The sequence below is a fragment of the Stappia taiwanensis genome, assembly GCF_014635285.1.
GTDB classification, from domain to species: domain Bacteria; phylum Pseudomonadota; class Alphaproteobacteria; order Rhizobiales; family Stappiaceae; genus Stappia; species Stappia taiwanensis.
In genome coordinates this window covers 526,505-538,842 of the sequence record NZ_BMCR01000001.1, presented here as the reverse complement: position 1 = coordinate 538,842, position 12,338 = coordinate 526,505, and the positions used below count along the sequence as shown (strand labels likewise).

Annotated in this window: 10 protein-coding genes; all 10 read right to left on the bottom strand. The window is 66.3% G+C overall.

All coding sequences use genetic code 11. From position 1 onward, the window contains the following. Positions 1 to 31: 31 nt before the first annotated feature. The 10 genes from IEV83_RS02420 to IEV83_RS02375 all read right to left on the bottom strand — a co-directional run bounded on the left by IEV83_RS02420 (position 32) and on the right by IEV83_RS02375 (position 12,277). Complete coding sequence (locus IEV83_RS02420) at positions 32 to 1,099, bottom strand: BMP family ABC transporter substrate-binding protein (protein ID WP_181761334.1); 1,068 nt, start codon at positions 1,097 to 1,099, stop codon at positions 32 to 34. 98 nt (positions 1,100 to 1,197) lie between these two features. Continuing rightward, positions 1,198 to 2,118 (bottom strand): ABC transporter permease, encoded by a 921-nt coding sequence (locus IEV83_RS02415; RefSeq protein WP_181761335.1) that lies wholly within the window; start codon positions 2,116 to 2,118, stop codon positions 1,198 to 1,200. Between the two features lies 1 nt (position 2,119). Further along, positions 2,120 to 3,202 carry an ABC transporter permease gene (locus tag IEV83_RS02410; RefSeq protein ID WP_181761336.1) on the bottom strand — a complete coding sequence of 361 codons (1,083 nt, stop codon included), beginning with the start codon at positions 3,200 to 3,202 and terminating at the stop codon, positions 2,120 to 2,122. After that, a complete protein-coding gene (locus IEV83_RS02405) occupies positions 3,192 to 4,778 on the bottom strand; it encodes an ABC transporter ATP-binding protein (protein WP_181761337.1) in 1,587 nt (528 codons plus the stop codon). The genes IEV83_RS02410 and IEV83_RS02405 overlap by 11 nt, the downstream gene beginning before the upstream one ends. Positions 4,779 to 4,797: 19 nt before the next feature. Beyond that, positions 4,798 to 5,802 carry a xanthine dehydrogenase accessory protein XdhC gene (xdhC, locus tag IEV83_RS02400; protein WP_181761338.1) on the bottom strand — a complete coding sequence of 335 codons (1,005 nt, stop codon included), beginning with the start codon at positions 5,800 to 5,802 and terminating at the stop codon, positions 4,798 to 4,800. Beyond that, positions 5,799 to 8,126 carry a xanthine dehydrogenase molybdopterin binding subunit gene (xdhB, locus tag IEV83_RS02395; protein ID WP_181761339.1) on the bottom strand — a complete coding sequence of 776 codons (2,328 nt, stop codon included), beginning with the start codon at positions 8,124 to 8,126 and terminating at the stop codon, positions 5,799 to 5,801. Before xdhB ends, xdhC begins: the two co-directional genes overlap by 4 nt. Then, positions 8,116 to 9,597, bottom strand: a complete 1,482-nt coding sequence (xdhA, locus tag IEV83_RS02390) for a xanthine dehydrogenase small subunit (RefSeq protein ID WP_181761340.1) — start codon at positions 9,595 to 9,597, stop codon at positions 8,116 to 8,118. Before xdhA ends, xdhB begins: the two co-directional genes overlap by 11 nt. 5 nt (positions 9,598 to 9,602) lie before the next feature. Then, on the bottom strand, positions 9,603 to 9,977 hold the full coding sequence (uraH, locus tag IEV83_RS02385) for a hydroxyisourate hydrolase (RefSeq protein WP_181761341.1): 375 nt from the start codon (positions 9,975 to 9,977) through the stop codon (positions 9,603 to 9,605). Positions 9,978 to 10,276: 299 nt separating this feature from the next. Beyond that, positions 10,277 to 11,218, bottom strand: coding sequence for a LysR family transcriptional regulator (locus IEV83_RS02380; RefSeq protein WP_181761342.1), 942 nt, complete (start codon positions 11,216 to 11,218; stop codon positions 10,277 to 10,279). An 81-nt stretch (positions 11,219 to 11,299) separates the two neighbouring features. Further along, positions 11,300 to 12,277 carry a quinone oxidoreductase family protein gene (locus IEV83_RS02375; RefSeq protein WP_181761343.1) on the bottom strand — a complete coding sequence of 326 codons (978 nt, stop codon included), beginning with the start codon at positions 12,275 to 12,277 and terminating at the stop codon, positions 11,300 to 11,302. Between the last annotated feature and the right edge of the window lie 61 nt (positions 12,278 to 12,338).

Below are 12,338 nucleotides of genomic sequence, written 5' to 3'. Positions count from 1 at the left end.
ATGCCGCGCTTCGGTAAAAAGGCGCTGTCGCTTACTGCGGCAGCTGGTCGTCGATGCCCTTGACGTACCAGTTCATGCCCAGCATGGCCTGATCGTCAAGCAGAATGCCGTCGGCCACGGCGAGTTCGCCGTTCTGCTTGTAGATCGGGCCGGTGAAGGGATGCAGCTTGCCGGAACGGATCTTCTCCACCGTCTCCTTGGCGGCATTGGCGACATCTTCCGGCATGTTGGTGAAGGGCGCCATCAGCACCATCTCGGCATCCAGACCGCCCCAAGTGTCGGTGCTTTCCCAGGTGCCGTCCAGCACGGCCTTGGTGCGGTTGACGTAGTAGACGCTCCAGTCGTCGACGATCGCTGTCAGCTGGCCTTTCGGCGCGAACTTGATCATGTCCGAAGCCTGGCCGAAGCCGATTGCACCCCGTTCCTCGGCGACCTGTAGCGGCGCCGGGCTGTCGGTGTGCTGCGCGAGGACGTCGACACCCTGGTCGAGCAGTGCCTTGGCGGCGTCAGCCTCCTTGCCCGGATCGTACCAGCTGTTGGCCCAGACGATCTTGACCTTGAAGTCCGGGTCGACCGACTGCGCGCCGAGCATGAAGGCGTTGATGCCGCGGATCACTTCCGGGATCGGAAAGGAGCCGATGTAGCCGGCGGTGCCGGTCTTCGACATGCGCGCGGCGATCTGGCCAATCACATAGCGGCCTTCGTAGAAGCGGGCCGAATAGGTCGAGACATTGGCCGCCCGCTTATAGCCGGTGGCATGCTCGAACTTCACGTTCGGGAACTTCTTGGCCACCTTCAGGGTCGGGTTCATGAAGCCGAAGGAGGTGCTGTAGATCAGGCCGGCGCCGTCACGGGCGAGGCGCTCGATGGCGCGTTCCGCATCCGGTCCCTCGGACACGTTTTCGATGTAGACCGTTTCGACCTTGTCACCGAGGGCGGCTTCAATGGCCAGCCGGCCCTGGTTGTGCTGGTAGGACCAGCCATAGTCGCCGATCGGGCCGACATAGATGAAACCGACCTTGAGCTTGTCGGCGGCTTCGGCGCCGACAACCCCGAAGCTCAGAACCGCCGCGGCGGCCATGCTGAGAAGTTTACGCATCTGTGAACTCCACATCCCCGTTGAGCATCCGTTTTGTTTTCAAGCAAAAAGAAGCGGCGGATGGCATGTCCCGCTTCATCTTGTGGTGTCGTGCGGGTCTACCGGTCGGGAACGAAGGGCTGGCCGAGACAGGCCGGCGTGTTGATCCGGGTCAGCACACGATTCCGGGAAATGATGACAAGAACCACAATGGTTGCAAGATAAGGCAAGGCGGTCAGGAATTGCGAGGGAATCGCCACCCCGCCCGCCTGGGCGTGAAACTGGAGAATGCCGACGGCGCCGAACAGATAGGCCCCGGCGAGAAGCCGCAGTGGCCGCCAGGTGGAGAACACCACCAGCGCCAGCGCGATCCAGCCCCGGCCGGCGGTCATGCCCTCGACCCACTGCGGCGTATAGGCCAGCGACAGGTAGCCGCCGGCAAGACCGGCGCAGGCGCCGCCGAACAGCACCGCGAAATAGCGCACCCGGATCACCGAGACGCCAAGGGCATGGGCGGAGCCATGATTGTCGCCAACAGCGCGGATGATCAGCCCGGCGCGGGTGCGGAACAGCACGAAGGACACGCCGGCGACAAGTGCCAGGGAGAGATAGACCAGCAGATCCTGACCGAACAGCACCGGGCCGATGAACGGCAGCGTGCTGAGGCCAGGGATGTGCAGCCGCTCAAGCCGGATGCCCGGCTGGCCGACGAAGGCCTCGCCGATCATGCCGGCCAGGCCGAGGCCGAGCAGGGTCAGGGCAAGACCGGTGGCCACCTGATTGGCCACCAGGTGCAAGGTCAGGAACCCGAACAGCAGTGCCAGCCCCATGCCCGCGCCAAGGGCGCAGAGTGCGCCGATATAGGCCGAACCGGTGGCCTGGGCGCCGGCGAAGCCGAGGACGGCACCGACGATCATCATGCCTTCGACGCCGAGGTTGAGCACCCCGGATCGCTCCACGACCAGCTCGCCGATGGCGGCCAGCAGCAAGGGCGTTGCCGCCGTGATGACCGTGAGGATGATGGATTCATACCCGCCCATCTCAGGCTTCCTTTCCCGACGGTGCGTAGGCCCTGGTCAGGCGAATGCGGTAGAGGATCAGCGTGTCGCAGGCGAGCACGTAAAACAGCAGCATGCCCTGGAACACGCGGGTGGTCTTGTCGGACAGGCCGAGCGAGACCTGCGCCGCCTCCCCGCCCAGATAGGACAGGGCCAGCAGGAAGCCGGCGATGAAGATGCCGATGGGATTGAGCCGGCCGAGAAAGGCGACGATGATCGCGGTGAAACCGTAGCCGGGCGAAATCACCGGTGTGAGCTGGTTGATCGAGCCGGACACCTCGCTGATGCCGGCAAGGCCGGCCAGCCCGCCCGACAGCAGGAAGGCGAACAGCACCATCTTGTTGCGGGAAAAGCCGGCGAACTGTCCGGCGCGCGGCGCCTGCCCGAGCACGCGCACCTCGAAGCCCTTGAGGGTCTTCATCAGGATCACGCTCATGGCGATGACGGCAAGCAGCGCGAACAGCGCGCCCACATGCATCCGGCCATCGGCGAGCGGCTGCAGGATCGCCGCATCGGAGAACAGACGGCTTTCAGGGAAGTTGAAGCCTTCCGGATCGCGCCAGGGACCGCGCACCAGCCAGTCGAGAAAGAGCTGGGCCACATAGACCAGCATCAGGCTGGTCAGGATCTCATTGGCGCCGAAACGGATTTTCAGAAAGGCGGGAATGGCGCCCCAGAGCATGCCGCCGGCGATGCCCATGAGCAGCATCAGGGGCAGGGTGAGCGGCGATTCAAATCCGGGAAACACGATCGGCAGCAGCGAGCCGGCAATCGCGCCGAAGGTGAATTGCCCTTCCGCGCCGATGTTCCAGGTGTTCGACAGGTAGCAGACAGCCAGACCAACGGCGATCAGGATCAGCGGTGCCGCCTTGACCACCAGCTCCTGCAGCGACCAGGAGGCGGTCAGGGGCTCGATAAAGAAGGTATAGAGCGCGCGCACCGGGTCCTGACCGAGCAGAGCGAACATGATCGCGCCGCTGATCAGCGTCAGAACGAGGGCAAGCAGCGGTGAGAGCACCGCCATGGTCCGTGAATGCTCGGCGCGCTTTTCCAGCTCAAGCCGCATGACCTGCCTTCCCCTGCCCCTCTTCCAGCCCGCCCATCAGCAGGCCGATCCGCTCCCGCGTCAGCTGCGCGGCGGGTTCCGCCGGCGACAAGTGCCCGCGGGAAATCACGGCAATCCGGTCGGCGACCTCGAAGATCTCGTCGAGATCCTGGCTGATGACCAGAACAGCTGATCCCTGCCGCGACAGGTCGATCAGTTCCTGGCGGATCAGCGCGGCGGCGCCGGCATCGACGCCCCAGGTCGGTTGATTGACCACCAGAACGCCGGGCGTCCGGTCCAGCTCACGGCCAATGACGAATTTCTGGAGGTTGCCGCCGGAAAGCGCCCGCGCCTCCGGGTCGTCATGCGACATGCGTACATCGAAATTGGACTTGATCCGCTGTTCCATGCGCCGGGCCAGCCCCATGTCGAGCATGCCGCCGCGCACCAGCCCATCGCCGGTGCCGTGCCGGGTCAGAACGATGTTCTCCGACAGTCTGAGGCCGGGCACCGCCCCATGGCCGAGCCGCTCTTCGGGCACGAAGCCGCAGCCCTGCCGGCGCCGGAGGGTGATGCCGAGATGACCGCTGGCGGTGCCGTCGATGACAATGGCGCCGCTGTCTTGCGCGCGCCGCTCGCCGGAGAGAAGATCGAACAGCTCCCCCTGCCCGTTTCCGGCGATACCGGCGATGGCCACGACCTCGCCGCCCGTCACCGACAGGTTGATGTCCTGCAAGGCCACGGAAAACGGCCCGTCCGGCGGGGCGGACAGCCCCCGAAGCTCAAGACGCGGCCCGCCCTCGGCGGCCTGCGCACCGCGCTTCAGGTCGTGAACGGCGGAGCCGACCATCAGTCGGGCGAGCGAGCCGGCGGTTTCCTGGGCGGGATCGCATTCCATCACCACCTTGCCGTGCCGCATGATGGTCGCGTGATGGCAGATCCGCTTCACCTCTTCCAGCCGGTGGGAAATGTAGAGGATGGCGCAGCCTTCCGCCGTCAGCCGTTCCAGGGTCAGGAACAGCTGGTCGGCCTCCTGCGGCGTCAGCACCGAGGTCGGCTCATCCATGATGATCAGTTTCGGTTCCTGCAGAAGGCAGCGCACGATCTCGATGCGCTGGCGGATGCCAACCGGCAGATCGGCAACGATGGCGTCCGGGTCGAGGGCAAGACCATAGTCCTGCGAGACACTGCGGATCCGCTTGGAAAGGTCGCGCAACGGGGTGCCGCCCGGCAGGGCAAGGGCGATGTTTTCCGCGACGGTCAGCGCCTCGAACAGCGAGAAATGCTGGAACACCATGCCGATGCCGAGGGCGCGCGCTTCCGCCGGGCTGGAGATGCGCACCGGCGCGCCGCGCCAGTGGAGCGTGCCCGCATTGGGCTCCAGCGCGCCGTACAGGATCTTGACCAGGGTCGACTTGCCGGCGCCGTTCTCGCCGAGCAAGGCATGGATTTCTCCGGCGCGCAGGACCAATGACACGTCGTCATTGGCGCGCACGTCACCGAACTGCTTCGTGATGCCGCGCGCCTCCAGAAGAACCTCGCCACTGCGGCGTGTTCCTGCGCCGGGCGGCGGATTCGTCTCATGGTCTTGCGTCATAGCGTCCCCCACCCCCTTATCATCCGGCTCGCATCCTGTGGGCAAGCGTCTTGCCGTCATAATTGTGGACAGTGGTGTCAACGACGGACGACAGCACCTCGCGCCGCATCAAGAGATCGGCGGTCACCGAGGCGGCGATCACCGCCGGCTCCTTCGAGGAAATGCCGGCAATGCCGATGGGGCAGACGAAGTGGGCGAGCGCCGCCTCCCCATGCCCGGCCGCGCGCAGGCGGGAGCGCATTCGTGCCGCCTTGGTGGCGCTGCCGATCATCCCCACATGGCGGATGGCTGCCAGGTGCAGGGCCGCATCGGCGATGGCCAGATCCTGCGCGTGGCTGTGGGTCATGATCAAGACCAGAGTGCCGGGGGCGGCCATGCCGACAAGCTCTTCCGGTCGCTCCGCCGTTCGGCAGGTAACATTGCGCGGAACCGCGGCCGGAAAGACATCGGCGCGGCTGTCGATCCACTCCACCTTGAACGGCAGCATGGCCAGCGCAAGCACCAGCGTCTTGCCCACATGGCCGGCGCCGAACAGCATCACGGGCGTCGGAGTGTCGCCGAAGCGTTCCACGAGTTCACCGGCATGAAGGCCAAAGGTGCGCTCGGCAGGGTCATCAAGGAGGTGCCGTGCGCCGACGTTCCCCGCCGGATCGACTGAAAGGACGGTGGCAAACGGTCCCTCCCCGAGTTCCGCCATCCGGGTTGCTTCCGCCAGCCGGTTCCGGGTGAAGGTCTCAATCGCGATGCTCACCCGCCCGCCGCAGCATTGGCCGAGGTCCGGGCCGAGAGAGAAACGCTGCACCGCGAACCGGTCCTGGCCGGCAGCGGCCGCCTCGGCGGCGTTGTGGATCACCTGATATTCCAGCGTGCCGCCGCCGATCGTTCCGGAAAACGTCAGATCCGGCGCGACCACCATGCGCGCGCCGGGCTCGCGCGGCGCCGACCCGGCCACGTCAAGCACCGTCACCATGGCGCAGGTGCCATGGGTCCGAAGGGCCGTGACGATGGCGGGCCAGGGGGTCATCTCGTTGCCTTTGTCCGCTTGATCCGGGCGACCGCCTTGAGGATTTCCTCCGGCGTCGCCGGGGCGTCGAGCTCAGGCACGACGCCCGGGTTGATACTGGATATAGCGTCGGTGATCGCGCTGAACACCGAGATGGCGAGCATCAGCGGCGGTTCGCCCACCGCCTTGGAGCGATGGATGGTCGGAGACGGGTTGCCGGACGAGGCGTAGAGCGCGACGCGCAAATCCTCCGGCACATCCGAGGCGGTCGGGATCTTGTAGGTGGAGGGCGCATGGGTACGCAGGCGCCCGCTGTCGTCCCACACCAGTTCCTCGGTGGTGAGCCACCCCATGCCTTGCACGAAACCACCCTCGATCTGGCCAAGATCGATGGCCGGATTGAGGGAATGGCCGACGTCATGCAGGATATCGACCCGGTCGACCCGCATTTCGCCGGTCATGGTGTCGATGGTCACTTCCGAACAGGCCGCGCCGAAGGCGAAATAGTGGAACGGGCGCCCGCTGGCGCTCTGTCGGTCCCAGGTGATGTCCGGCGTCTTGTAAAAGCCGGTGGAGGAGAGCTGCACCCGTGCCAGATGCGCCTCCTTCGCCAGCGTGCCGAGCGAAAGCGAGCGGTTGCCGATCAGAACCTGATTGTCGCGGAACGAGATTGTGTCCGCATTGGCGTCGAAATGCTCCACGGCGAAAGCAATGAGCCGGTCGCGGATGGTCTCGGCGGCGATCTTCGCGGCCATGGCGTTAAGGTCGGTGCCGGAGGAGGCGGCCGTCGGGCCGGTGTTCGGCACCTTGCCCGTGTGGGTGGCGGTGATGCGGATGCGGTCGAGCGAGACGCCGAACACCTCGGCCACCACCTGCGCCACCTTCTGGAACAGCCCCTGCCCCATCTCGGTGCCGCCGTGATTGAGGTGGATCGAGCCGTCGGTGTAAAGGTGCACCAGCGCGCCGGCCTGGTTGAGATGCTTCAGGGTGAAGGCGATGCCGAATTTCACCGGGGTCAGCGCCAGCCCGCGCTTGAGGATATGGCTGGTGGCATTGGCCTCGGTGATCTCGGCGCGGCGGGCGCGGTAATCGGCGCTTTCCTCAAGCTGCGCGACCAGTGCATGCAGCGTGTCATGTTCCTCGACATGCATCCCGTATGGGGTGGTGTCGCGGCCTGCGCCGTAGAAATTCTCCTTGCGCAGATCGAGCGGATCGCGCCCGAGGGTGATCGCCAGCGCGTCCATCATTCGCTCCGCCGCCAGCATGCCCTGCGGCCCGCCAAAACCGCGAAAGGCGGTGTTGGAACAGGTGTGGGTCTTCAGCCGGCGGGAGCGGATCAGCGCGTCCGGGTAGAAATAGGAGGAATCGGCGTGAAACATCGACCGGTCGACCACGCCCAGCGACAGATCCGCCGAATAGCCGCAACGGGCATGGATGCGCTGGTCCACCACACGGATTCGCCCTTGCGCGTCATGACCGACGGTCCAGTCGACACGCATGTCGTGGCGTTTGCCGGTCATGATCATGTCGTCATCACGGTCGAGCCGCAGCTTGCAGGGGCGGCCCGTGACCCGGGCGGCGGTGGCGGCGATGGACGCCCAGTGATTGGCCTGGGTTTCCTTGCCGCCGAAGCCGCCGCCCATGCGCCGGACCTCGACCGTCACGGCGGCATCGGGCACGCCGAGCACGCGGGCGACTACATGCTGGGTCTCGCTCGGATGCTGGGAGGAGGTATGGACGAACATGTCCCCCTCCTCGCCCGGTACGGCCAGCGACACCTGACCTTCCAGATAGAAATGTTCCTGCCCGCCGATCCGTAAGGATCCGGTCAGGGTGCGTTCGGCCGTTGCCAGTCCGGTCTCCGGTGAGCCCTTGCGGAACTGGTAGTCGGGCAGCACCGTTTCGTTCGCCTCCAGCGCGTCCTCAATGGTCAGCAGCGGCGGCAGCGCATCGGTGACGATCCGCGCCAGCCGCGCGGCGTGGCGGGCCGCCTCCCGGGTTTCGGCGACGACGGCGAACACGGGCTGGCCCCAGAAGGAGATTTCGTCTGTGGCGAACATCGGTTCATCGCCGAGCGCGGGCGACACATCATTGGCGCCGGAGACGTCGGCGGCGGTCAACACGGAAACGACACCGGGCGCGGCGCGGACCGCCGTCAGGTCGATCTCGGCGATGGTGCCGCGAACCGCGTCATCTGCCCAACCTGGCACCACATGCAAGGTGCCCGACGGCTCGCGGATGTCATCCACGTAAACCGCCTCGCCCGTGACATGCCGGACGGCACTGTCATGGGGGCGCGGCTGGCGGATTTCCGAGAAATCCGGCTGCATCTCCTCATGCCGCATGGGGCGCCTCCGAAACTCTAGGGCCAGTCACCCGCGTTTTGTCCTCCGGTGTGCCGCCGATTTCCACCAGGGCTTTCGCTAGCAAGGCGCGTGCCACTTCCCGGCGGTAGCCTTCGCTGGCGCGCATGTCGCTGATCGGCGAGAAGTCATCGGCAAGGGCGCGCAGGGCCCCGCCCCAGCTCGCCGGCTCGGCCGGGCGGGCGCCGATCAGGGCGGTTTCTGTCAGCTCGGCGCGGGCCGGGGTCGCGGCCATGCCGCCGAAGGCGATGCGCGCCTCGGTGATGGTGCCATTGGCCAGGGTCAGGCGCAGGGCGCACAGCACCGAGGAAATGTCCTGATCGAAGCGCTTGGAGATCTTGTAGCAGCGAAACACCTGATTGGGATCGAGCCGGGGCACGTAAAGCCCGGTGACGATCTCGCCCGGCTCCCGGTCCTGCTTGCCATAGTCAATGAAGAAGTCTTCCAGCGGCAGGGTGCGGGCGATCTCTCCCTTGCGCAGCTCAAGGGTGGCGCCGAGGGCGATCAGCGCCGGGGGGCTGTCGCCGATGGGCGAGCCATTGGCGATGTTGCCGCAGACCGTGCCGGAGGCGCGCACCTGTTTGGAGCCGATCCGCCGCCACAGCGCGCCAAGATCCGGGTCGATCCGCTCCATCAGCGGTTCGGCATCGGCGAAGGTGGCGCCCGCGCCCATCAAGACGCCGCCGGCGGTTTCCTCCGCCCGGTCGAAATCCTCCACCCGGCCGATCCAGATCACCTTCGGCAGATCGCGCAGTTGTTTGGTGACCCAGAGCCCGACATCGGTGGCGCCGGCCACCAGAGTTGCATCCGGATGGCGGGCGTAGAGCTCGGCCAGCGCGTCGAGGGTGCGCGGCGCGGCGAAGAACCGCTCCGCGTCGCCAATCCACACATCCTCGCCATCGGCAAGCGCCCGCAAGGCGCTCACCGTTTCGGCGGCGCGGCGGGAAAAGGCGTCGTCGATCTCGTTGAAACAACTGCGCAAGGCCGCCTCGACAATCGGCCGGTAGCCGGTGCAGCGGCACAGGTTGCCCGCCAGCCAGTCGGTGACGGTCTTGCGCGTCGGCGGCACATCGTCGGCGTGATAGAGGGTAAAGAGGCTCATCACGAATCCGGGGGTACAGAAGCCGCATTGCGAACCGTGACAGGCGACCAGCGCCTGTTGCACCGGATGCAACCGCCCATCCTCGGCCAGATCCTCCACGGTCACCAGTTCGGTGCCGTCGAGCATGGCCAGGAACTGGATGCAGGCGTTGATCGGCTGGTAGACCAGCCGGCCTTCCATCAGCCGGCCGACGGCCACGGTGCAGGCGCCGCAATCGCCCTCGCCGCATCCTTCCTTGGTGCCGGGCAATCCGGCGCGCAGACGCAGATAGTCGAGCACCGTCTCGGTCGGGCCGACCTCCGACAGGTCGACGACCTTTCCGCGATGCAGGAAGCGGATGGAATGGCGCATGGCGGTCAGCTCCCCCGATAGGTGGAATAGCCGTAAGGCGACAGCAGCAACGGCACATGATAATGCGCCTGCGGCTCGGCGATGCCGAAGCGCAGCGGGATGACATCGAGGAATAACGGATCCGGCAAGGCGCCCGCCGTGCCGTGGCGGGCGCGCAAATAGGCGCCGGCTTCAAAGCGGAGCTCGTAGATCCCCGGTTTGAAGGCATCGCCCTCCAGCAGCGGCGCATCGACCCGCCCGTCGGCGTTGGTCACAGCGCTGCAGATCTGCTCGAAGTCTCCGTCGCCCGCTTGTCCCCTCGCCCGCCAGAGCGTGAGAGCCAGACCGTCGGCCGGCCGGCCAAGCGCCGTATCGAGAACGTGGGTGGTCAGTCGTCCCATTGTCGGCTCCGCGCCTTCTGAAACTCCCTCGGCGCCCCCCTTGGCCCCGGAAAGAGATCCTGCCTCTTGAGTGTCGAGCATGCTCCTGTTCGAGAACCTGAAATTCGGTCCGGAACATGCTCCAGTGTGAATGACAAACCCGGCCGGGTGAAGGTCCGCCCCCTGCCCCTTCGTCTCCAGCCCGTCCAGTCTCGGGGGGCAGTACGCCCCGGCGTCCGACCTCCGGTTGCGACCCGGTGCCCCGTAAACCTGAAGAGTGCAACAGGACGCAGATCGGCACCAGAACAGATTCGCGTTCCCTATGATGCCGGATCGGCATCGATTAGGGAAAGCCGATCACGCAATGCGGCCACGGAATGATCGAAAAAGGCCTGTGCCGCCCGGCTGAGCGCCCGGTGGGCGGTGGCAAGAATGGTGAACCGGTCCCGCTGCAAGGGCGCATCGGTGAGCGTGCGAAACAGGAGCGAGCCTTCGGCGATCTCCCGCTCCAGCCCCAGGATCGTCTGAAAGGCAATGGTATCACCGCTGCGGGCGATTGCTTTCATCAGTTTCAGGGAGTTGGCTTCCACATGGGCGCGCTCCCGGATCGGCGTTTCGGACAGCACCACGTCGATACGCTTGCGCAAGGAGAGCCCCCTTGCGGGAAGGCACACCGGATAGGCAAGGCACTGGCCGAAGGACAGCGGGGCCTCGGCGGCCAGCGGATGGCGGGGATGCATCACCGCGCCGATGGCCAGGTCCTGATAAAAGGCGATGGCGAGGCGATTGTCCTCCGGCGGCTCGAAGGTGAAGCCGACATCGGCCTCGCCGGCAATGATGGCGGCGGCCACCTTGTCGGAACTGGCCAGGCGTACCGACACATGAACGCCGGGGAACTTGTCGCGAAAGGCGGCGATGACCCCCGGCAGCAGGCTTTCGGCAACGCTTTCGACCGTGGCGATCTCGACCGTGCCCCGACGCATGGCGGTCAGCGCATCGAGCTCCCCGGCAGTGGCCTCGAAGTCGGACAGGGTGCGCAGCACATGGGCGCGCAGCACCTCGCCGGCCTCGGTCAGCCGCACGCCCCGGCCGAGCCGGTCGAACAGCTCATGGCCGAGCGTGCGTTCCAGCCAGAGGATCTGCCGGTTGACCGCCGAGGAGGCGACATGCAACTCCCGCGCGGCGGCGCGGATCGAGCCGGCTTCGGCCACGGCGGCGAAGTAGCGCAGGGCCGGACCATGCAGATGGCGGACGCGGTCCATGGACGAAAACAGGCCTCCGGTGACGGGTGGGAGGTCGCGGGCGTGACCAATTTCTGGCCACGCCCGTCTCCCGAGCCGTTGTCAGGGCAGCAAGACGCTGGCGCCAGTGGTCTTGCGCCCCTGAAGGTCCTCATGGGCGCGTTTGGCGTCCTTCAGCGGATAGTCCTGGTTGACCGCAATGGTCACCGCGCCGGACCCGACCACATCGAACAGGTCATTTGCGGTTTCCTCCAGATCGGCGCGTTCCGCGATGTAGCTGAACAGCGTCGGCCGGGTGGCGAACAGCGATCCCTTGGCGGACAGCATCGCGAGGTTGAAATCCTCGATCGGCCCGGAGGACTGTCCGAAGGACACCCACAGGCCGCGCGGCTTGAGGCAGTCGAGCGAGCCGGGATAGGTGTCCTTGCCAACGGAATCGTAGACCACGTCGCAGAGCTTGCCGCCGGTGATCTCCTTCACCCGCTCGACGAAATTCTCGGTGCGATAGTTGATCACATGGGCGTAGCCGTTGGCGCGCGCCAGCTCGGCCTTCTCATCCGACCCGACGGTACCAATGGCGGTGGCGCCGAGCGTTGCCGCCCATTGGCCGGCGATGAGCCCGACGCCGCCGGCGGCGGCATGGAACAGCAGGACAGTCTCGCTGGTGACCTTGTAGGTCTGGCGCAGCAGATAGCGGGCGGTCATGCCCTTCAGCATCATCGCCGCGGCGGTGCGGTCGTCGATGCCTTCGGGAATGCGCACCAGCCGGTCGGCGGCGATCAGCCGTTCCTCCGAATAGGCGCCGAGCGGGCCGGCATAGGCCACCCGGTCGCCGGCGGAAAGATGGGTCACCCCCTCGCCGACCGCCTCGACCACGCCGGCGCCCTCGTTGCCCGGAATGAACGGCAGACCGGCCGGTGCGGGATAGAGCCCGGAGCGGAAATAGGTGTCGATGTAGTTGAGGCCGACGGCCGTATGGCGCAGGCGCACCTCGCCCGGCCCCGGTGCGCCGACGGACACCTCTTCCCAGCGAAGAACGTCGGGACCGCCCGTCTCATGCACCGTGATCGCGTGAACCATGTTTTGCTCCAGATGATTGAACTCGTGTTCGTATCCGGATCATGGAGCCGCGCGCCGCTGG